Origin of the sequence: Kitasatospora sp. NPDC088160 (genome assembly GCF_044741445.1) — a bacterium.
Taxonomy (GTDB): domain Bacteria; phylum Actinomycetota; class Actinomycetes; order Streptomycetales; family Streptomycetaceae; genus Kitasatospora.
Genome location: NZ_JBIUSS010000031.1, coordinates 1 through 20,340, shown reverse-complemented (window position 1 = coordinate 20,340; position 20,340 = coordinate 1). Strand labels below are relative to the sequence as shown.

Here is a 20,340-nt window from a genome sequence, read left to right as displayed (position 1 = left end):
AGGGCCCCGGTCGCGCGGTGCGACCGGGGCCCTCGGCGCATCCTGGGAGGGCCATGGACCGTACGGCGGTGGACTCCTCGGCGGCTCGGCAACGGCTCCCGGCCGGCCGGGCGATCGGCTTTCAGCGCGCCCCGGCCGTGCTCACCGCCGTCGTCCGGGGCGTGGTCTTCGCCGCGGACTTGGCCTCCTTCGCGGCGCGCTTCATCTCCTGCTTGAACTCCCGGACCAGGTCGAGGGATTCGGGCCCGGTGATGTCGGCGACCGAGCGGTGCGCGCCCTCCTCGCCGTACACGCCGGCCGCCTCGCGCCAGCCCTCCGGCCGCACGCCGTACTGCTTGCCGAGCAGGGCCAGGAAGATCTGCGACTTCTGTTTGCCGAAACCGGGCAGGGCGTTGAGGCGGCTGAGCAGCTCCTTGCCGGTGCGGGTGTCCTTCCAGAGTGCGGCGGCGTCGGCGTCGTACTGCGCCACCAGGAACTGGCAGAGCTGCTGGACCCGTTTGGCCATCGCGGCCGGGTAGCGGTGCACGGCGGGCTTCGCGGACAGCAGGGCGACGAACTCCTCCGGGTTGTACACGGCGATCTCCCGGGCGTCCAGGTCGTTCCGTCCGAGCCGCTGGGCGATGGTCAGCGGACCGGTGAACGCCCATTCCATCGGCACCTGTTGGTCAAGCAACATGCCGACGAGCGCGGCCAGCGCACTCCGTCCGAGCAGTTCGTCGGCCTCGGGCTGCTGTGCGAGCCGGACGGTGACGTTCATGGGCTTGCCCTCCTCGGAGTTGACGTCGGGTCGGCGCCCAGTCTGGTGGACGGGGCGGGGGCGGGGGCGGTCAACACGCCCGTAGCAGGGGAAGTCTTGGAGTTCCAGGGCCTTGGCGCAGCTGGCTTGTTCGTTGGCGGAGCGACCGCCTGGGATACCAGCTCCGGCGGTCGGGAGAGCTGGCGGAATACTTTTTGCCCGCTTCGGGTGGCGAGGAGGCGGGCGGCACGGGCGGGCTGGAGGGAGGTCGGTCATCTTGTATGACTGTTTCTGTTGCGCCGGTGCGGCGACCTGCCGGCGGGTCATTCTTGGTGCAATCGACGCGTCCAGAAAGGCTCGCCCGCCGTGACCCAGCCGTTCGAACTGCCGTCCTTCTACGTGCCGCACCCGGCACGCCTCAACCCCCACCTGGACGAGGCCCGGGCCCATTCCTCCGTCTGGGCACGGGAGATGGGCATGCTGGAGGGCTCCGGCATCTGGGACCAGGCCGACCTGGACGCCCACGACTATGGCCTGCTCTGCGCCTACACCCACCCCGACGCCTCCGCCGAGGCGCTCTCGCTGGTCACCGACTGGTACGTGTGGGTCTTCTTCTTCGACGACCACTTCCTCGACATGTTCAAGCGCACCAACGACCGCGAGGCCGGCAAGGCGCACCTCGACCGGCTGCCGCTGTTCATGCCGGCCGACCCGGCCACCCCGATGCCGGAGCCGGAGAACCCGGTCGAGGCGGGCCTGGCCGACCTGTGGCGGCGCACCGTGCCGGTGATGGGCGAGGACTGGCGGATCCGCTTCGCCGAGAGCACCCGCAACCTGCTCAACGAGTCGCTCTGGGAGCTCGCCAACATCAACGCCGGCCGGGTCTCCAACCCGGTCGAGTACATCGAGATGCGCCGCAAGGTGGGCGGTGCGCCCTGGTCCGCCCAACTGGTCGAGTACGCGGCCAGCGCCGAGGTCCCGAAGGAGGTCTCCGGCTCGCGCGCGCTGCGGGTGCTGATGGACGCCTTCTCGGACGGCGTGCACCTGCGCAACGACATCTTCTCCTACCAGCGGGAGGTGGAGGACGAGGGCGAGCTGAGCAACGGCATCCTGGTGCTGGAGAAGTTCCTGGAGTGCTCCACCCAGGAAGCCGCCGAGGCGGTCAACGACCTGCTCACCTCGCGGCTCCAGCAGTTCGAGAACACCGTGTTCACCGAACTGCCCGTGCTGTTCGCCGAGACCGGGCTCGCTCCCGAGGGCCGCGCCCGGGTGCTGGCGTACGTCAAGGGCCTCCAGGACTGGCAGTCCGGCGGCCACGAGTGGCACATGCGCTCCAGCCGGTACATGAACGGCGGTGGTGCGGCGGCCGGTTCGGGCGGCGGCGTCGCGGCGGGGACGGGCGGCGCGCTGCCCGGCACCGGCAACTGGTGGGACCCGTTCGCGATCGGCGGGGTGGGCACCTCGGCGCTGGACATCCTGCGCAGCGGGGCGATGGGCGGCGGTGGACCTGCGGCCGGTCCGGCCGGTTCGGGCGGCCCGGGCGGCGTCGGACCGGCCGTTCGGCGGGCCCGGTCGCACGGCCACGTGCCGTACCAGGCCGTCGGGCCGTCCCAACTGCCGGAGTTCAAGCTGCCGTTCGAGGCCACGCTGAGCCCGCACCTGGACGGCGCGCGGGACCGGGTGATCGAGTGGGCCGCGCGGATGGGCCTGCTGGAAGAGCAGCCCGGCATCCCCGGATCCGGCATCTGGGACGCCGAGTCCATGCGGGACTACGACCTCCCGCTCTGCGCGGCCGGCATCCACCCGGACGCCACCGCCGACCAACTCGACGTCTCCTCCGCCTGGTTGGCCTGGGGCACCTGGGCCGACGACTACTACCCGGTGGTCTTCGGCCGCACCCGCGACCTGGCCGGCGCCAAGCTCGCCACCGAGCGGCTCCCGCTGTTCATGCCGGTGGACGGCAGCCCCGCGCCCGAGCCCGCCAACGCCCTGGAACGCGGCCTCGCCGACATCTGGGAGCGCACCGCCGGCCCGATGACGGCCGACGCCCGGCGGAAGTTCCGCCAGACCGTCGAGGACATGACCGCGAGCTGGATCTGGGAGCTCAACAACCAGGTGCAGAACCGGATCCCGGACCCGGTGGACTACCTGGAGATGCGCCGCGCCACCTTCGGCTCCGACCTCACCATGAGCCTGTGCCGGCTCGCCCACGGCCAGGTCGTGCCGCCCGCGGTGTACGAGCACGGCTCGATGCGCTCGCTGGAGAACTCGGCCGCGGACTACGCGTGCATGATGAACGACCTGTTCTCGTACCAGAAGGAGATCGAGTACGAGGGCGAGGTGCACAACGCCGTCCTGGTGGTGCAGAACTTCTTCAACTGCGACTACCCGTCGGCGGTCCGGATCGTCGACGACCTGATGCACTCCCGGCTGGACCAGTTCCAGCACGTCGCGGGGAAGGAACTCCCCGTCCTGTACGACGACTTCGCGCTGGAGCCGGAGGCGAGGGAGCTGCTGGACGGGTACGTGGAGGAGCTGGAGAACTGGCTCGCGGGCATCCTGGTCTGGCACCGAGACTGCCGCCGGTACCGCGAGGAGGACCTGCTGCGGCACTTCGGCGCGGAGCGGGAGCTCAAAGCGGGGGCGGCGGTGAAGGAACTGCCCGGGCCCGCCGCCTTCCCGGTCGGCCCGACCGGCCTGGGCACGGCCTCGCTGCGCGTGCCGCGAGCCGGTGCGGCCCCGGCCGCCGGGGTGGCGGCCCTGGGCTGACCGGCGGGCGGACCAGCCCACGGCGCACCCGTGCGGGCCGATCCCGCGCGGGTGCGCCCGGTACTGGCTAGGGTGGCCGGACGGGGGCCGGGTGCGCTCCGGATCGCGGGCGCACGTCGCCAGGCGAGAGGGCGGAGGAGATGGCAGCGCCACCTGAGGGCACGCCCTGTTGGGTCGACGCGATGTTCACCGATCCGGAGGGCGCGAAGGCGTTCTACGGTGACGTCCTGGGCTGGACCTTCGGCGAGAGCTCGTCGGAGTACGGCAACTACACGCAGGCGTACTCGGACGGCAAGGCGGTCGCCGCGATCGTGCCGTCGATGCCCGGCGCGCAGGCGCAGTCCGCCTGGTGCCTGTACCTCGCCTCGCCGGACGCCGCCGCCACCGCCGGGCGGATCCGCGCCAACGGCGGCGAGGTGGTCATGGGGCCGATGCGGATCGGCGACTTCGGCACCATGGTGATCGCCAGGGACCCGGGCGGGGTCGTGTTCGGCGTCTGGCAGGGCGACCGCCACCAGGGCTTCGAGAAGCAGGGCGAGCCCGGCGCGTACAGCTGGGCCGAGGTGGTGACCCGCGAGCCCGCGAAGGCGGACGCGTTCTTCCCCGCGGTCTTCCCGTTCGGCGTGAAGCGGATGGACGCCGGGGACTTCGACTACCGGATGTTCCAGGTCGACGGCCGCCCCGTGCTGGGCCGGATGGGGGCGGAGGGCGACTTCCTGCCGCCCGAGGCGCCCTCGTACGTGAGCGTGTACTTCGCGGTCGACGACACCGACGCCGCGCTCGAACGGCTGCGGGCGCGCGGCGGCACGGTGCACTTCGGGCCGATGGACAGCCCGTTCGGCCGGTTCGCCGCTGTCGGCGACCAGCAGGGCGCGGCCTTCGGGATCATCGACCTCGGCCGGACCTCGGGCGAGCCGCCCGAGGTTGCGGACGCCTGAGGGGGAGCGGGAGGAACTCGTCGAGCCGCTGGACGGACACCGCGATCTGCCGCGCTGGACGGGGCGAAGTCAACGGCTGAGGTCGCCCGGGGCCGAGGGGTGTCCGGGGCCGAGGAGCGTCCGGTCCTGAGGTCCGGCTGATGCCGAGGCCCGCCCCGGCGGCCCGATCGCTCAGAGCTCGACGCCGAGCAGCTCGCGCAGTGCGCGGTCGCCGTCCGGGGTGACCCGCAGGGCCCGGCCGGAGCCGATCCGCTCCACCCAGGACCGGTCCAGCGCCGTCCGGCAGAGCGCCGCGCCCAGCGCCCCGCCGAGATGGCTGCGGCGCTCCGTCCAGTCCAGGCAGCTGCGCACCACCGGCCGCCCGCCCCGGCGGCCCGCCCGCTCGGGCAGCTCGATCGCCTGCGCGGCCAGCCAGGCCCGGCCGCGCCCGGTGACGGCGAGCCCGGCGTCGTCGGTGAGCAGGCCGCGGGCGAGCAGCGCGTCCGCGACGGCCACGCCGAGGCGGCCGGCCAGGTGGTCGTAGCAGGTGCGGGCGCGGGCCTCGGCGCTCTGCCGGGTGGCCTCGCGCAGGCCGTGCGGGGTGGGCCGGTCGCCCTGGTCGGCGAAGGCGGTGAGGTCCTCGATCAGGGTGGCGACCTCCGGGGTGGCCAGCCGGACGTACCGGTGCCGCCCCTGCCGCTCCTCGGCCAGCAGCCCGCCGGCGATCAGCCGCGACAGGTGCTCGCTGGCCGTGGACGGCGCGACGCCCGCGTGCCGGGCCAGTTCGCCGGCCGTCCAGGCGCGGCCGTCGAGCAGTGCGGTGCAGAACGCGGCGCGGGTGGGGTCGGCGAGCAGGGCGGCGAAGGCGGCGAGCGACATGCCTCCATGGTCGCCCCGGCACGGTTCGGCGCGGGCCGAACCGTCGGCGGCGCGGGGTGGGACGGTCGGGGGCGGCACGGTTCGGCGCGGGCCGAACCGTGGGCGTCGCGGGGCGGGGCGGTCGGGGGCGGCACGGTTCGGCGCGGGCCGAAACGAGCCGGAGCCAGGATGGCCGGTATGGGCGATCCCACGGTGTTCTCCCGCTGCGGCGAGGTGACCGCAGCCCTGGACGACTCGCCGGGCACCGGCTGGGGCTTGCGCCGACTCGTCCACCACGTCGTCGGGTCCGCGTTCTGCGCGGGCGCCGTCGGCGACCGCTCCCCGGAGGTGACCCGATGACCCCCTTCGCCGCCCTGCACCACCGCCCCGGCCGGCCGCTGCTGCTGCCGAACGCCTGGGACCACGCCTCGGCAGCGGCCCTCGCCGCCGAGGGCTACGCCGCGATCGGCACCACCAGCCTGGGCGTGGCCGCCGCCGCCGGCCTGCCCGACGGCGTGGCCGTCACCCGCGCGGAGACCGTGCGGCTGGCCCGCCGGCTGGGCCGTAGCGGGTTCCTGCTGAGCGTGGACGCCGAGTCCGGGTTCAGTGATGATCCGGAGGAAGTCGCCTGCCTGGCCGTCGAGTTGGCGCAGGCCGGGGTGGTCGGCATCAACCTGGAGGACGGCCGGGCGGACGGCACCCTGGCGCCGTCCGCCGTCCTCGCGGCGAAGATCGCGGCGGTGAAGGCGGCCGTGCCGGAGCTCTTCGTGAACGCCCGTACCGACACCTGCTGGGCCGGGCGCCACGACCCCGGGCCGGAGACGGTCCGCCGCCTGGAGGCCTATCAACAGGCGGGCGCGGACGGCGTGTTCGTCCCGGGGCTGGCCGATCCGGCCGCCATCGTGGCGCTGGTCGAACGGCTGGCCGCCCCGCTCAACGTCCTCTGGACGCCGACCGGTCCGGGCTTCGCCGAGCTTGCCGCGCTGGGGGTGGCCCGGGTCAGCCTCGGCTCGCTGCTGTACCGCTCCGCGCTGGCGGCGGCGGTGGCCACGGCGGCGGCCGTCGGTGCGGGCGATGAGGTCGGTCCGGTGCCGGGCTACGCCGAGGTCCAGGAGCTGAGCAGGAAGTGACGATGCGTCATCTGCCGGGTCGGTCCTGCCGGGTGGCCTCGATGCCGGCCAGGATCAGTCGGACGCCGTTGGTGAAGCCGCTGTCGCGGCCACCGTCGGTCGCTGAGCCGACCTCGGTGGTGTAGAGGTGGTGCAGGCGCGGGAAGTCCCGGGTGGCCTCGATGACGGCGGGCACGAGCTCGTCCATCCAGCCCTGCTCGTCCCGGCCCTGCCGGGCCAGCGCGCTCAGCCAGGCGGCCTCCACGCTGGCCGTCCCGATGACGTAGCCGAGCAGGGCCCCCATCGCGTCGTTGGCCTCCGTCGGGGTGAAGCCGGCCGCATCCAGGAAGGTGAGCAGGGCCTCGGAGAGGCGCATCCAGTTGGGCCCGAAGTAGACCAGCCCCAGGTCGCCGATCACCGACACCATCCACGGGTGGCGCAGGACGACCTCACGCGTGCTGGCCGCGCACTCGGCGAGGGTGGTGCGCCAGTCCGCCGGGTCCGTGTCGGTGACCGTGGGGATCCAGATCTTGCCGAACACCTCGTCGACGACCAGGGCGAGCAGTTCGTCCTTGTTGGCGACGTGGGTGTACATCGAGGTGGCGCCGGCGTTGAGGCGGGCGCCGAGCTTGCGCATGCTCAGGGCCTCGATGCCGTCGCCGTCCAGGATGGCGAGGGCCTCCGCGACGATCTGGGTCCGGCTGAGCGCGGGCTGCTCGCGCCGGGGGCGCTCGGGGCGGCTCCACGGTGTCCCGGGCACGCCCTTCGACCTGGCCGTCATCCGGCCCTCCTCTCGGTCTTCGCCCGCCTGTGCTCGGCTCGGCTGTTCCGTTCAGCATAAGCCGCACCGCACACTGTTCGGCTTTGCGAACAGTGTGCGGTCTCCGTACAGTGTGCGGAGCGGAGCGCGCCGCCCCCGTGGGGACGGGGTGCGGAGTGCCCGCGACGACTTCCGTCCGGCTGCGGCCGGCGCGCTCACTTCGAAGGGGGACCGCGGTGGACCGTCAGCCGCGTCGCTGGCTCATCCTGGTCGTGCTCTGTCTCAGCAGCCTGGTGCTGGTGGTCGACAACATGGTGCTCACGGTGTCCATCCCGCCGATCGCGGAGGACCTCAAGGCCGGGGCCCAGGACATCCAGTGGATCATCGACTCGTACATCCTGGTCTTCGCCGGGCTGCTGCTCACCTCGGGCAGCCTCTCCGACCGGTTCGGCCGGCGGAAGGTGATGATCATCGGGCTGGTGCTGTTCGGCGCCGCCTCCCTGGTCGCGGCCGTCGCCGACAGCCCCGGCCAACTCATCGCCGGACGCGTGCTGATGGGGGTGGGCGGAGCCCTGGTCATGCCGAGCACGCTCTCCATCCTGATCACCGTCTTCGACGACGAGGAACGGCCCAAGGCGATCGCCGCCTGGAGCGCGGTGGCCATGATCGGCCTGGTCGGCGGGCCGGTGCTCGGCGGTGCGCTGATCGCGCACTTCTGGTGGGGCGCGGTCTTCCTGCTCAACGTGCCGGTCGCGGCGGTCGCCATCATCGCGGCGGTCGTGCTGATGCCGGAGTCCAAGGGGCCGTGGCGTCGGCCCGACCTGCCCGGCATGGTGCTCTCGATGGCCGGGATGACCGCGCTGGTCTGGTCGATCATCGTGTTGCCCCGGGACGGCATCACCAGCCCCGGCACGCTCGGCACGCTCGCCGTCGGGGTGCTCGCGCTGGCCGGGTTCGCCGTCCGCCAGGTCCGGACCGACTCGCCGATGGTCCCGCTCGGGCTGTTCCGCAACCGGGTGTTCACCGGCGCCAGCTTCTCGCTCGTCCTGCTGACCTTCGCCACCGGCGGCCTGATGCTGGTCCTCACCCAGTACCTGCAGTTCGTGCTGAAGTTCTCGCCCACCGACACCGGCCTGGCGTTCATCCCGCTGGCCGTCGCCTCGCTGGTGTTCAACGCCGTCGGTGCCGCGCTCGGCAGGAAGGTCGCCCCGCGGGTGCTGACCTCGGTCGGCATGCTGGTCATCGCGGCCGGGTTCGGGCTGCTGGCCACGCTCTCGGTCGGCGACGGCTTCGTCAAGGTCGCCCTGGCCATGCTGGTGCTGGGCGCCGGCTCCGGCCTCGGGATGCCGGCCGCGTCCAACGCGCTGATGGGCGCGATCCCCGGCGAGCACGCCGGCGTCGGCTCCGCGCTCAACGACACCATCCAGCAGTCCGGTTCCGCGCTGGGCGTGGCCATCCTCGGCGCCGTCCTGTCCAGCACCTACACCGGCGCGATGCCCACCGACGCGCCCACGGCGGGGAAGCACGCGATCACCGACGCGCTCGCCCTCGCCGCGAGCACCGGGGACGGCGGACTGGCCGCCGCCGCCCGCGACGCGTTCAACACCGCGGCCTCCGTCACCTTCACGGCGGGCGGGATCTCCGTCCTGGCGGCCGCGGGGCTGACCCTGGTGCTGATGCGGGACGGCCGGAAGGCCGCTCCGGTGGCGGGCCCGGTGGAGGACGCGGCGGAGGCGGAGGTCGTCCAGCGGGTGGGCTGAGCCTGCTCGCCCCGGCCCCGCCCGCCCCGTGCGGCCGGGGCCGTCGGCGTGCCGCCGGTGTGTCGCCGCCCCCCGGCGCCCCCCCCGGCGGCGGTGCGTAGCCTGGGCCCCATGTCCCCCGAGTACGCGGAGCGGGCGTCGAGGCTGCCGGGAGCGGTCGTGTGGAGGCGCCGGGCCGTCGGGAGCACGGGCGGCGGCGCGGCCGGACTCGTCCTGCCCGACGGCTGCATGGACCTGCTCTGGACCGAGGGCCGGCTCCTCGTCGCCGGGCCGGACACCCGCGCCTTCCAGCTCGGACCGGGGCTGCGCGGCCCGTGGGCGGGAGTCCGCCTCCCGCCCGGCGCCGCCCCCGCCCTGCTGGGCGTGCCCGCGTACGAACTGCGCGACCGGCGGGTCGACCTGGCGGACCTCCGGCCCGGCGCCGAGGTGCGCCGCCGTACCGGACGCATCGACGCGGCGCCCGACCCGGCCGTGGCCCTGGAGGAGTTGGCGCTGCGCCTGGCGGCCGACGCGCGGCCGGTGGACCCGCTCGTCCGGGCGGTCGCCGATGCCCTGGCGGCCGGCCGCTCGGTCGCGGCGACCGCCGAGGCGGTCGGCCTCGGCGCGCGGCAACTGCACCGCCGCTCACTGACCGCCTTCGGTTACGGCCCCAAGACCCTGGCCCGGATCCTCCGCTTGCAGCGCGCCCTCGCGCTGGCCCGCTCCGGCGTGCCCCTCGCCGAGACGGCGGCCCGGACGGGCTACGCCGACCAGGCCCATCTAGCGCGTGACGTACGGGAGTTGGCGGGAGTGTCGGCGACCGTCCTGCTGCCCCGTTGACTCAGTCCGCGGCGTCCGGCAGCGGCGCGAACAGGTCGACGCCGTTGCCGTCCGGGTCGTGCACCACGGCGTACCGCTGACCCCAGAAGGCGTCCCACGGCTTCAGCTCGCCGTGGTACCCGGCGCCGACCAGGTCCTCGTAGACCGCGTCCACCTGGGCGGGGTCGGCGCACCGGAACGCCAGTGCCGTCCGGCCGCCGCCCGCCGGCGGACGCCAGTCCGGGTGGAACGAGCGGATGGTGGAGTCGGGGTCGAGGGCCAGGCGCAGCCCGCCCGGCAGCACGGCCTCGACGTGCGGCTCCTGCTCGGCCCCGTCGGGGAACGCGAGTCCGAGCCGCCGGTAGAAGGCGATCGAGGCGGCCAGGTCCGAGACGGCGAGGCCCACGACGGCGAACTGCGGTGCTGGTGTGCTGTTCATGCCCGTCACGGTAGGCGGCGCCCGGACGCCCCGTCTTGAACGAATCGGACGGTCTCCCGGCTGGTCTGCACACTGGCCGAGTCGGGCATGACCGGGGTAATGATTCCGGTGACCCGATCCCGGCGCGCACCACCGTTGCCGACGACCCCCTGGGAGGGATGACTGATGCTGTACCGCAGTGTCGGAGTTGACGGACCGAAGGCCAGTGCGCTGTGCCTCGGCGCCATGACCTTCGGCACCACCGTGGACGAGCAGACCGCGACGGCGATCCTGGACCGGTTCACCGAGGCCGGCGGGACCTTCGTCGACACCTCGAACAACTACGCCTTCTGGGCCCCCGGCGGGACGGGGTACGAGAGCGAGGAACTGCTCGGCCGCTGGATCGCCCGCCGGCGCAACCGCGACGAACTGGTGCTCGCCACCAAGGCGGGAGCCCGCCCGGTGCCCGAACTCCCCTTCCCCGCGCACATGGAGGGGCTGTCCGCCGCCGCGCTGCGCAGTGCGGCCGAGGGCAGCCTGCGCCGGCTCGGCACCGACCGCGTGGACGTCTACTACGCCCACGTGACGGACCCGTCCACCCCGGTCGAGGAGACCCTCGGGGCCTTTGCCGAGCTGGTGGCCGAAGGAAAGGTCGGCCGGCTCGGCTGCAGCAACCACAGCGCCGCGGACCTGGCCGCCGCCAACGAGCTCGCCGAGCAGTGGAGTTGGCCCGGCTACCGGTGCGTCCAGCAGCGCCACAGCTACCTCCGGCCGCGGCCGGACGCGGACTTCGGCATCCAGAAGCACGCCGACGAGGAGCTGCTGTCGTACGTCGCGCGGCGGCCGGAGCTGCTGCTGCTGGCGTACTCCCCACTGCTCGGCGGCGCGTACTGCCGGCCCGACCGGCCGCTGTCCGAGAAGTACCGGTGGCCGGTGGTGCAGGCCCAGTTGGCCGCCCTGGCCGAGGTGGCGAAGGAGACCGGGGCCACCGTCAACCAGGTGGTGCTCGCCTGGCTGCTGGGCCACCCGGTGCCGACGATCCCGGTCGTGGGCGCCAGCTCCGTCGCCCAGCTGGACGAGAGCCTGGCCGCCCTGGACCTGGTGCTCGACGAGGACCAGCGCCGACGGCTGGACACCGCGGCCTGACCGCGGCGTCCGCCTCGAACCGGCTGCGCGCCGTCAGTCCTGAGCGCCGTCAGCCCTGCGCGCGGACCGCCCGCCACCGGTTGGCGGTGGTCTCGCTCACCGTGTAGAAGAACTCCGACTTGAACTCGGCGCCGTCACTGAGCGCCTCCACCCAGCTCATCGGCCAGTTCCGCCGGCCGTAGTGCTTGTGCACGACCCGGGTGAACGCGGACAGCACGCCGCGCAGCCGCTTCCGGTCCACGTCGAGCAGCTCGACCAGGGACGTGTAACTCACCCGCTCGCCGGGCTGCTTCGCCAGGATGTCGAGCACCCCGGTCACCGCCTGCACCGAGTCCAGCGGGTCGGCCGTCAGCCGGCGCAGATCCTGCACGGTCCACTCGACGAACGGCCACTCGCCGTCCTCCTGCGGCCCCCCCTCGGCCGGCGCCGCCACCGCGGGCCCCGCAGCGGCTCCCGAGAGCTCCGCGAGGAACGCGTACACCTGCGTGACGTACTGAGCCGGCACCGGCACCGAGATGAACTGCTGGTTGTCCTGCGTCATGTTTCTTCCCCTCCGACGTGTCGCCTATCTGGCGGCAAGACAGATACTCGCACGCCATGTCTCCAGGTGTCCAGGTACTAACCTGGACTAATTCCGGGACTAAGGCTACGTTAGTCCCCTCGTGGCCCGCACCCGTGGGCCGTTCCCGCCCGGGCTCCGTGGGCATCACTCTGTGGATGCGGGAGGGGATGAAGACGCGCTTGTCGCCCCTTGGGTGACACCGGGCGTTGGGGTAGGGAGCGCCCAGCGCGAGCTGGTTGAAGGTGTGGACGGTCGCGTTGCCCAAGGCGGCGACCCGATCGTGTCACTCGGTGGTCAGGCGCAGGTCTCTTTTCGTGACGATGCGTGACATGAAGGCCCTGGGCTTGTTTGACGGTGTGCCCACGGATCCCCCGTCTAGGGTGAAGGCCTGGAATTTGTGAAGTTCACAAAAATCTCCAGGATGGCCTGTCCGGGGTTGCTTGAAGCTGGCGAAACCCAAATCACTACAGGTGAAATGGCATCAGCGAGTCATGGTGGCGGCTCGCCAGCAGGGCCGATTCGGGCCGAAAGAGTAGTGCGCACTTCAGTGCGCAGTTGACTCCCCTTGGCCCGCTCCATACCTTCGCTTCATCAGCGCATCCGACTCGGAACGGAGAAGGCGATTACGATGAGTGCGCAAAGCAGGGGTGGGCGGCTCGTCTCCCGAGCCGAGATCGCGGAGCTGGCCGGCGTCCGGCCGTCTGCGGTCACCAACTGGGAACGCCGCCATGGAAGCTTCCCACAGGAGCTGCGAGAAGGCGGGAGGGAGCTGTTCCGGCTGGCCGACATCGTGCGATGGCTTGACGTTCGGAGGGTGCCGAGCCCGTCGCGCGACCCGGCGGAGCCTGCAGATATCACCTTCGGAGACAGGGTTCGCGCCTCGTTGGGGCAGTACGAGGGGGCATCCACGCCCGGCCAGGCACCGCAGCTGGCCATTCCTGCTCGAAACTCAGAGCAGGAGCGGTCGCGGTCCCGGCAAGCACTGTCCGACCTGTTGCAGCGGGAGATGCAGGAGGCGTGGGGCGCGCGATCGCCAGCAGCCTACCTCTCCCTGCTCATGTGCCTGACGTTTCTGAGGTGGGGAGCGGAGGAGGAGTGGGTGGCCCTGAAAGAACTGGCTGAGGGACATCCTTCGGTGATTCCCAAGAGCTTCATCGACGACGTGGGGCGGCGAACAGGCCAGTCGATGCAGAAGAGTGGCGTGGCGTCGGCCGGGTGGCCCGCGCTGCAGGGCTTGGAGCCAGGGCCGGCGGCCGACGCGCCACGATTGTTGGCCCTGGTGGCAGAACTCGGTCGAGAGGCCTTCCGGGATCTGCTCGATTCCTTCGCGAATGTCGTGGCTGTGGGGAGTCGTGATGCCTTCACCCCCACAGCGGTTGTGACTCTGCTGAGCGAATTGGTGGCAACTGAGGGTGTGTCGGGACGGATCAGCGATCCCTACCCGAGAGGCGGCGAGCTCCTAGCGGCCATGGTGGCTGCCAGCGGTGATGCCGAAGCGCTGACAGTATCGATGGGAGTGACGAACCCGAGCATGGCGCGGATGGCAGCCATGAACCTGATGCTCCATGGTGTCTCGCCACAGCTGGAGGGCCATGGCGGTGCTCTGCAACCAGCCGATAGAAGACTGCAACAGCCGGGGGCGAACTTCGTTCTGACCAATCCGCCGTTCAACGCCGATACGGGCCGGATCGATTCCGGGAATTGGCGCTACGGAAATCCGCCTGCCTCCAATGACAACTTCGCCTGGCTCCAACATGTCCTGTCCACGCTTGGGGCCGGCGGTCGAGCTGGGGTGATCATGGCGGACAACGCTGCCGTGTCCGACCAGCCCCGTGAACGTGCGATCAGACGAGCCATGGTCGAGGACGGGGTCGTTGAATGTGTCCTCGCACTTCCCCCGCAACTCTTCAGGGGGACAGCGGTTTCGGCCTGCGCTTGGTTCCTCACGACGCCGTCCGATCGCGCTGAGGTCCACTTCATCAACGCGCGAGAGCTGGGCGAGATGGTCTCCCGGACACGCCGGCAGCTGAGCCCCGACGACGTGCGGCTCCTGGGGGAGATCCACCGCTCGCTTCGAGACGGGACCGCGCTCCCCGATGATGCGAGGCGGATCGGCCGATCCGTTGCTGTGGAGGAGATCAAGGAACGAGGCCACTCCCTCAGTCCGGTTGACTATGTCAGTGTCGGAACTTACGTCGAGGCGACGCCCGAGGGGACGGAGGCCGCCCGCCGCGAGCTCGACCTGGCACAGGGGGACGCGGTAACCCGCGATGAGGAGGTGCGCTCGCTCTGGGGACGGGCTGAAGCGCTTGGTTACGGCGAGAACTGTCGGCCGGGCGAGTGGCGGAGTGTCCTCCTGGGAGAGCTGTGTTCGGTGACAGCGGGCCCGTCACCCTCCTTGCTGAATCCGAAGATGTACTCCGAGACCGGAGACGTTCCGGTGCTGCTCCCCAAACACCTTCGCAACCGGCGACTTCACGGTGGAGAGGACAGCAAGGTGTCGGAGCGGGTTGCCCTGAGGCTAGAGCGATTCCGGGTGAGTGAAGGGGACATTCTCTGTTCACGCACCGGGACGGTGGGGCCTGTTGCCCTGGTCGGATCAGAAGAAGGAGGGCACCTCTACTCGGGCAATCTCCTCAGGTTGCACGACTTCAAGTCAGGAGTGGACTCGCGATTCGTCCTGGCCCACCTCTCCCTGCCGGAGGTACAGGCATGGATCAAGGACCGGGCGGCGATGACGACCGTCGATTCAATCAAGACCAGCGCGATGAAGCAGGTCCCGGTGTCTCTGCCGCCGCTCGAGGTACAGCGGCGGATCGGTGATCTCTTGCACACCCTCGACCGTCAGATCGAAGCCCATCATCGAGTGGCCTCCGCGGCCGAAGCCGCTCGCGAAGAGCTGGCAATGCTCCTGGTCGGTGGCGTGGCTTCAGGGAACACCCGCCGACCAGCCCCACGCGGCTCCTGCAACTTTGACCGGTCCACAGCAAAGGAAATCGCTGGTGAGTAACCTGCCTGTCGTGATGCGAGTCCTGTGGCTCTCGGTGGCCGTGCTCGCCTCCGTGATCGTCGCGCTGTTGGCCTTCATGCTGAAGCGAAGCGCCAGCGTGAGCCGGAACGAGGCCGTCTTCGCGAGCGGCGCAGCGTTTGCCGGATGCATGGTGCTCTGCCTCGGAGTGCTGGCGGCCGCCCTGGGCTGAACCCGACCGCCCGTACAACGACGAAGGCCCGGACCGTCGAAACGGTCCGGGCCTTCTGCCGGCGGAGGATACGAGATTCGAACTCGTGAGGGGTTGCCCCCAACACGCTTTCCAATTCTCCTAGGCGCTGTCCGCCGGGTCCGTACCGGTTCTGACCTGGGGTGAAGCGGGGTGGTGCCCAGGCTTTGAACGTTGCTGGACCACGGTGAATGAGACCAGAACTGAGACGACCATGAGCCGATCTTCTGTGCGTCGTACACCTGCCGTCACGGCACCGCCAGGCCGGACCTCTTATCGCCGGTCGTGATCTCGAGGTGTACAGAGGGCCGCTACGTCTGCGCGGCAAACCGACAGAGGGTGAACATTCGTACGCCCAGTCGCTTCACGAAGCGTTCGGCCGCTGTGCTGCTCGCCGTGGCCGCGCTCGCCTTCGGCGTTCCGTCGGTCGGTGTCGACCGGACGCCGAAGCCGCACAACCCGTCGTCCGACTACATCATTTCTGGCGTGGGAGGAGCTCACGCCGGTCACCGCCTGAGTGTCCCCGGGGTCAGCATGGTCATGCGGCGGGACGGCAATCTGGTCATGTACCTGATGGCGCCCGATAGGCGCCAGGGCCCTCTGGAACTCCGGAACCTGGCCTAACTGGGGCGCGCACGCGGTCATGCAGACCGACGGCAACATCGTCCTCCACCACCAGAGCAATGCCGGTCAACGCGACGTCCCCTGGTTCAGCGGTACCTGGCAGTCTGTTGGTCGGCGACCCCTGACCAATCAGCTGGCAAGGCTGTGCTGTCAGTACCCGATCTTAGGCTGGCCCGATGGGATTCAGATCCAGCTTCTCGCTCCTGCGCATGGTGGAGGCGGCAAAGGGGCTCACCGAGCACGCAGTCGTCCAGCAGCGAATCGACACGGTGTTGCGCATCATGGGGACGGGCCGTACGTATGGCAAGGGCCGGCCGTTGGTGGACGCCCTGAACGATGTGGCCCAAGGGGCCATCCTCTGTGGGGACTTCGGGCTTGCCCAGCGCTTTCAACGATTCGCCGGCTACGCCGACGGAGAGCTGTTCCTCGAAGTTGTGGAGGGGTACTACGACGAGGACGCTCAGCAGCGTGGTGAGGAGTTCCATCGGAGGATGGCCGCTATTGGTGCCGACCGGGCGGTTGCCGCGCTTGACGTGCTCTGCCGTGACAATCCGGACGCGACGGCCGCGGATGCCCGTGACCTCTTCCGTGGCATTGCCCAGTCCGCCGACCACCTGGGAGTCGAGGCTGGCGAGGGTGGGGTCCGGCTGTCCACGCGGGAGGTGAGGCGACTCCAGCAGTACGGCCACCTTGAGCTGGTTCTGCGAAGTCTGCCGCGTCCGGTCTCTGCGGAGTCTGCCCGGTTGCTGGGTGATGTCCTGGCGGATGCCGACGCGGGGCTGTTGGCCCAGTTCCTTGAGCTCAAGGCCAGGCGGGTCGGCCTCGCGGCCCTGAGGGCTGCGGTGGACGATCCGGCCAGTTCCGAGAGCGCGCTTCACGCCTGCCTGAAGAATCAGGCGTGGATCTTCGGCGGGGCCTATGTGGGTGAGCTGGCGCGCCGCCAGTACACCCCGGATACCATCCTGGACATCCCGCTCCTGCGTGCCGATGGTTCCCTGCACGTCGTCGAGCTCAAGCGCGCCAACATCGGGAGCTTGGTCATTCGCCGCAGCGGCCATCTGATGCTGGGCGCGCCACCCCACCAAGCGGTCTCCCAGGCGCAGAACTACCTGCGGACACTGGACGAGAACCGGCGGACCATCCTGGCCGACTACGGAGTCGACAGTCGCAGGGCCTCGGCCACCATTGTGATCGGCCACTCTCGCTATGTGGGAGGGGGTATTGCGCCGACGGAAGTCGCGGAGACCCTGCGTACCTACAACACGCACGCCACCCGGATAGAAGTGATCACCTACGAGACCCTGCTCGATTCGGCCAGCCGGATGCTTGCGCTGTCAGCCGAGCAACAGGACTCGGAAGCGACTGAGGAGCCCGACGCATGACTGATGCCCAGCCCTCGATCGAACCACTCCTGGCTCGCCTGTGCGGTGGCTTGATCACCGCGAAGGACTACGTGGGCTACTTCCTGAACGAGTACGGCGAGGAACTCGTCTTCGCCCAGCGTCGAGGGGAGAAGACGGCGCGCCTCTGGCACAGCGATGCGGATTGGCAGTTGTTCCGCGTCGGCGACCACTCGATCCGGGTTGGCGAGGGCATGGACGGGATGATCACCGTCAGCGGCCTGATCATCAACCAACCAGAGGCAACCTGGCTGTCCTCCTGCTTGGCGGCCTCTCGCCACCTGCGCCAGCGGTAGCCATGATGCGGGTGGGGACAGCCCGGCAACGACGAAAGACCGGACCGCCTTGCAGCAGTCCGGGCCTTCGGCCAGCGGAGGATACGAGATTCGAACTCGTGAGGGGTTGCCCCCAACACGCTTTCCAACTGTCCGTCCGGCCATCCGGCGGCAGCCGGAGACGTCCTGACTTCCAGCTGCTCGGTGGGCAGGCGGACCGCCCGCTGGAACCAGCGACCCCACTTCTCTTCGCCGACCGAGTAGGCGTACTCGATCCATACTGACTCGCCCAGGTACAGCGGGAAGCGGCCGTGCTCGTTCTCGAAGAGCAGCCAGACCTCCTCGAACGCGTCGCGGTCGTGCTTGGCCTGCCAGTTCATCGCCTCCCCACGGCAGGTCGCGGTCAGCGCGAGTTCGTCCCGGGTCAGCGGGTGTTCGCGGTAGCGCGCGTTGGAGCGCTCCGGCTCGCTGGGGTAGCGGTCGACGCTGATTCGGATCAGGTAGCGGGAGATCGGCTCGCTGCCGGTGTTCCGCAGCAGCCGGCGCATCGCCAGCCGGTAGCTCCCTGCACACCCGCTTGGCCTGGGTGCTGGGCGGCACCGTCAAGCGCCTGCACGGGGTCCGCGGGATGCGACGCGCCTACCGACTGACTGCCGAACTGGTCGACACCGACCAGTTCTTCCTCGCCGACGGGGACTTCGTCATCGACCCCGCGTTCCCCGCTGCCGAGGTGGAGTCGCCGGCCGATGGGGGTGTCGATGCGGGTCTGGCGTGCCGTCAACCCGGTCAACGGCCTTACCTACGGCTACGGCGGCCTCAAGCTGATCCGCACCAGCGCGCTGCGCGAGATGGGCCAGGCGGTCGACGTGCTGGCCGGGCTGCCCGGACGCGTCGAGTTCAGCGAGCAGACCGCTGGCACCACGCTGTTCAACCAGACCCCGTTCCATGCCTGGAAGGCAGGCTTCCGCGAGTGCGCGATGCTCGCGCGCGGCAGCGAGTACGGCATGACCGACACCTCCGCCCAGGAACGCATCCTGGCCTGGACGGCCGGCAAGGACGGCGACTTCGCCCACTACGCGGCAGCCGGCGCCCGCGACGGGTACGACTTCGCCCACCTAACGGCGCGCGACCCCAAGCGGCTCGAGGCGCTCAACGACCCGACCTGGCTGCACCGGCACTTCACCGCGCTGCACGACGAGCAGGCGATCGCCGGATGAGCGCCAGGACCGGGCCGCTGGTCCTGATCGAGCCGTACGCCCACCTCGGCGGCGGGCACCACCAGCGCACGCTGACCGCGCTCGCTGCCGCCCGCCCAGGCTCCGTGGTCATCACTCCGCAGGGGATCGCAGGCGGGCCCGGTCCGCTGCTGCGGGCCGGCGCCTGCATCGCCGCAGGCCCTGTGCGCCCGGCGGCGAAGGCTCTGCTGGCCGGTGCGCGAGCGGCGGCACGCGTCTCGACCGCCGGTCAGCGGCTCTTCGCCTCGCGCAGCTGGCCGTTGGGCCTGCGTCGGCTGCCGCGCCAGGTCACCCTGATCGCTCGCTGCCTGACCGAGGCCGCATGCCTTCGCACCGCCCGCCACCTCGCCCCGCAGCCCGGGGCGGTGGTGATTCTCGGCGCGAGCGAGGCCCCGCACGGCATGGCCGCCCTGCTCGGCGGCGGCCGACACCTGCGGTTCATTCGCGAGCTCGTCACCACCGAGGACCGACCGGTCCGCTGGCTGGGTCGGCTCGCAGGCCAGGGCGAGAAGCGCGTGGTCGCGCTGTACCCGACCACTGCGGTCCGCGATCAGGTCCAGCAGGGCTTCCCCCATCTGCCCGGCTGGGTGCGGGCGTTCGCGGTCGACGACGGCCGGCGCCTCACCGAGGCCGAACGCCAGGGCGCCCGCTCCGCCTTCACCATTCCCACCGGTGCGACGGCCGTGTGCCTGGTCGGCGGTTGGTGGCCGTACAAGGACCTCGCCACCGTCGACGCCGCCCTGGCCCGCATCACCGAGCCGTTGCACGTCCTGGTCTGCGATGCACCGCTGGACGACGCGGTGCTCGAACGCTGGCACCGCCTTCCCCGCGTTCGGGTCCACACCGTGCTTAATCGAGTGCGAGAGTCCCGGTCCGGGTGATACAAGGTCTGCGTGACTGGGCACCTCTACTTCCCCACCCTGCTGCGGATGATTGACGAGCGTTCCGCCGCGTTCCGCGCCGCCGTCGCCGCGGCCCCCAGCCTCGACGCCGACGTCCCGTCCTGTCCGGGCTGGACGCTGTACGACCTGGCGAACCACCTCAGTGAGGGGGACCGCTTCTGGGCCTACATCGTGCTGAACACCGCGCCGGGCGACGAGCGGCCGAGCAAGGACGGGCTGGCGGCGCCCAGGGAGCGCGAGGCACTCATAACCTGGCTGGCCGACTCGACGGAGCAGTTGCTTACTGCCCTGCGCGAGGCCGGCCCGGACCGGGGCTGCTGGGCCTGGTGGGAGCCGCTGGCCTCGCCGCACACAGTGGGCGCCGCGGCCCGCCGCCGCGTCCCGGAGTCGCTGATCCACACCTACGACGCCCAGCTGGCCTCCGGTACCACGCAGGAGCTGCCGACGACCGAGGCGGTCGACGCCATCGAGGAGTTCCTCGCCACCGTCTGCACCGTCACGGTCCCGTGGCCGGGCGAGCCCGCCACCATGGACTACCACGCAGCCGAGGCCGGCTCCTGGCGCCAGACCGTGGACGCCGCCGGTTCCCGCTTCACCCGCCTCACCGCGGCGGAGGCCGCCGAGAGCAAGCCCACCGCCGCCATCTACGGCACGGCGAGCGAGATGGCCCTGCTCACGTACATGCGCATCCCGGCCGGCTCGCTGCGGATGGAGGGCGACGCCGACCTGCTCCAGCAACTGCAGAACTGGGGCTAGGACCAATGCCGGTGACTTTGTGGTCGGTGTCTCGTTGGTTGTGGTGTGGCGAGGGTGGGGCAGGTCAAGGCGCCTGCGAGTGAGCGGATATCGGACC

At 71.0% G+C, this 20,340-nt stretch carries 20 protein-coding genes; 14 read left to right on the top strand and 6 right to left on the bottom strand.

The window, feature by feature from the left end; all coding sequences use genetic code 11:
* Positions 1 to 121: 121 nt before the first annotated feature.
* Positions 122 to 757 carry an HhH-GPD-type base excision DNA repair protein gene (locus ACIOGZ_RS36075; protein WP_350876398.1) on the bottom strand — a complete coding sequence of 212 codons (636 nt, stop codon included), beginning with the start codon at positions 755 to 757 and terminating at the stop codon, positions 122 to 124.
* 345 nt (positions 758 to 1,102) lie between these two features.
* On the opposite strand from ACIOGZ_RS36075, the gene ACIOGZ_RS36070 reads away from it, so the two are divergent.
* Both ACIOGZ_RS36070 and ACIOGZ_RS36065 read left to right on the top strand, forming a co-directional pair.
* Positions 1,103 to 3,505: a germacradienol/geosmin synthase gene (locus ACIOGZ_RS36070; protein ID WP_400989051.1), complete on the top strand. Its 2,403-nt coding sequence runs from the start codon at positions 1,103 to 1,105 to the stop codon at positions 3,503 to 3,505.
* A gap of 140 nt (positions 3,506 to 3,645) precedes the next feature.
* Positions 3,646 to 4,443 (top strand): VOC family protein, encoded by a 798-nt coding sequence (locus tag ACIOGZ_RS36065; protein WP_400989050.1) that lies wholly within the window; start codon positions 3,646 to 3,648, stop codon positions 4,441 to 4,443.
* Between the two features lie 171 nt (positions 4,444 to 4,614).
* Here ACIOGZ_RS36065 and ACIOGZ_RS36060 read toward each other — a convergent pair whose 3' ends face one another.
* Complete coding sequence (locus ACIOGZ_RS36060; RefSeq protein WP_363619506.1) at positions 4,615 to 5,301, bottom strand: winged helix-turn-helix domain-containing protein; 687 nt, start codon at positions 5,299 to 5,301, stop codon at positions 4,615 to 4,617.
* A gap of 177 nt (positions 5,302 to 5,478) precedes the next feature.
* On the opposite strand from ACIOGZ_RS36060, the gene ACIOGZ_RS36055 reads away from it, so the two are divergent.
* Both ACIOGZ_RS36055 and ACIOGZ_RS36050 read left to right on the top strand, forming a co-directional pair.
* Positions 5,479 to 5,640 carry a hypothetical protein gene (locus ACIOGZ_RS36055; RefSeq protein WP_363627835.1) on the top strand — a complete coding sequence of 54 codons (162 nt, stop codon included), beginning with the start codon at positions 5,479 to 5,481 and terminating at the stop codon, positions 5,638 to 5,640.
* Entirely contained in the window at positions 5,637 to 6,410 is a 774-nt protein-coding gene (locus ACIOGZ_RS36050; RefSeq protein WP_400989048.1) for an isocitrate lyase/phosphoenolpyruvate mutase family protein, read from the top strand. The genes ACIOGZ_RS36055 and ACIOGZ_RS36050 overlap by 4 nt, the downstream gene beginning before the upstream one ends.
* A 7-nt stretch (positions 6,411 to 6,417) precedes the next feature.
* Here ACIOGZ_RS36050 and ACIOGZ_RS36045 read toward each other — a convergent pair whose 3' ends face one another.
* A complete protein-coding gene (locus ACIOGZ_RS36045) occupies positions 6,418 to 7,170 on the bottom strand; it encodes a TetR/AcrR family transcriptional regulator C-terminal domain-containing protein (RefSeq protein ID WP_363579747.1) in 753 nt (250 codons plus the stop codon).
* A gap of 215 nt (positions 7,171 to 7,385) precedes the next feature.
* Between ACIOGZ_RS36045 and ACIOGZ_RS36040 the strand changes: the two genes are divergently transcribed.
* Together ACIOGZ_RS36040 and ACIOGZ_RS36035 are read left to right on the top strand one after the other, a co-directional pair.
* The gene (locus ACIOGZ_RS36040; protein ID WP_400989045.1) at positions 7,386 to 8,909 is read left to right on the top strand and encodes an MFS transporter; all 1,524 of its coding nucleotides are present in this window, start codon (positions 7,386 to 7,388) and stop codon (positions 8,907 to 8,909) included.
* Between the two features lie 111 nt (positions 8,910 to 9,020).
* Complete coding sequence (locus ACIOGZ_RS36035) at positions 9,021 to 9,728, top strand: helix-turn-helix domain-containing protein (protein WP_400989043.1); 708 nt, start codon at positions 9,021 to 9,023, stop codon at positions 9,726 to 9,728.
* A gap of 1 nt (position 9,729) precedes the next feature.
* Here the strand turns inward: ACIOGZ_RS36035 and ACIOGZ_RS36030 are convergent, their stop codons facing one another.
* Complete coding sequence (locus ACIOGZ_RS36030) at positions 9,730 to 10,146, bottom strand: VOC family protein (protein WP_363579744.1); 417 nt, start codon at positions 10,144 to 10,146, stop codon at positions 9,730 to 9,732.
* A 165-nt stretch (positions 10,147 to 10,311) separates the two neighbouring features.
* Between ACIOGZ_RS36030 and ACIOGZ_RS36025 the strand changes: the two genes are divergently transcribed.
* Positions 10,312 to 11,271 (top strand): aldo/keto reductase, encoded by a 960-nt coding sequence (locus ACIOGZ_RS36025; protein WP_400989042.1) that lies wholly within the window; start codon positions 10,312 to 10,314, stop codon positions 11,269 to 11,271.
* A gap of 49 nt (positions 11,272 to 11,320) precedes the next feature.
* On the opposite strand, the gene ACIOGZ_RS36020 is transcribed toward ACIOGZ_RS36025, so the two are convergent.
* The gene (locus tag ACIOGZ_RS36020) at positions 11,321 to 11,812 is read right to left on the bottom strand and encodes a hypothetical protein (protein WP_363579742.1); all 492 of its coding nucleotides are present in this window, start codon (positions 11,810 to 11,812) and stop codon (positions 11,321 to 11,323) included.
* 649 nt (positions 11,813 to 12,461) lie between these two features.
* Between ACIOGZ_RS36020 and ACIOGZ_RS36015 the strand changes: the two genes are divergently transcribed.
* The 4 genes from ACIOGZ_RS36015 (at position 12,462) to ACIOGZ_RS36000 (ending at position 17,057) form a co-directional block, all read left to right on the top strand.
* Positions 12,462 to 14,843 (top strand): N-6 DNA methylase, encoded by a 2,382-nt coding sequence (locus tag ACIOGZ_RS36015; protein WP_400989040.1) that lies wholly within the window; start codon positions 12,462 to 12,464, stop codon positions 14,841 to 14,843.
* Positions 14,836 to 15,033 (top strand): hypothetical protein, encoded by a 198-nt coding sequence (locus tag ACIOGZ_RS36010; RefSeq protein ID WP_400989038.1) that lies wholly within the window; start codon positions 14,836 to 14,838, stop codon positions 15,031 to 15,033. The genes ACIOGZ_RS36015 and ACIOGZ_RS36010 overlap by 8 nt, the downstream gene beginning before the upstream one ends.
* Before the next feature lie 357 nt (positions 15,034 to 15,390).
* Positions 15,391 to 15,675, top strand: a complete 285-nt coding sequence (locus ACIOGZ_RS36005) for a hypothetical protein (RefSeq protein ID WP_400989036.1) — start codon at positions 15,391 to 15,393, stop codon at positions 15,673 to 15,675.
* 176 nt (positions 15,676 to 15,851) lie between these two features.
* Positions 15,852 to 17,057, top strand: coding sequence for a Shedu anti-phage system protein SduA domain-containing protein (locus ACIOGZ_RS36000; protein ID WP_400989034.1), 1,206 nt, complete (start codon positions 15,852 to 15,854; stop codon positions 17,055 to 17,057).
* A gap of 76 nt (positions 17,058 to 17,133) precedes the next feature.
* Here the strand turns inward: ACIOGZ_RS36000 and ACIOGZ_RS35995 are convergent, their stop codons facing one another.
* Entirely contained in the window at positions 17,134 to 17,898 is a 765-nt protein-coding gene (locus tag ACIOGZ_RS35995) for a hypothetical protein (protein ID WP_400989032.1), read from the bottom strand.
* Between the two features lie 198 nt (positions 17,899 to 18,096).
* Between ACIOGZ_RS35995 and ACIOGZ_RS35990 the strand changes: the two genes are divergently transcribed.
* Genes ACIOGZ_RS35990 through ACIOGZ_RS35980 form a run of 3 tightly spaced genes read left to right on the top strand, consistent with a single transcriptional unit; the run spans position 18,097 to position 20,243 of the window.
* Positions 18,097 to 18,567 (top strand): hypothetical protein, encoded by a 471-nt coding sequence (locus ACIOGZ_RS35990; protein WP_400989030.1) that lies wholly within the window; start codon positions 18,097 to 18,099, stop codon positions 18,565 to 18,567.
* Positions 18,564 to 19,466 (top strand): hypothetical protein, encoded by a 903-nt coding sequence (locus ACIOGZ_RS35985; protein ID WP_400989028.1) that lies wholly within the window; start codon positions 18,564 to 18,566, stop codon positions 19,464 to 19,466. Before ACIOGZ_RS35990 ends, ACIOGZ_RS35985 begins: the two co-directional genes overlap by 4 nt.
* Positions 19,467 to 19,478: 12 nt before the next feature.
* Positions 19,479 to 20,243, top strand: a complete 765-nt coding sequence (locus ACIOGZ_RS35980; RefSeq protein WP_400989026.1) for a maleylpyruvate isomerase family mycothiol-dependent enzyme — start codon at positions 19,479 to 19,481, stop codon at positions 20,241 to 20,243.
* The last annotated feature ends 97 nt before the right edge of the window (positions 20,244 to 20,340 follow it).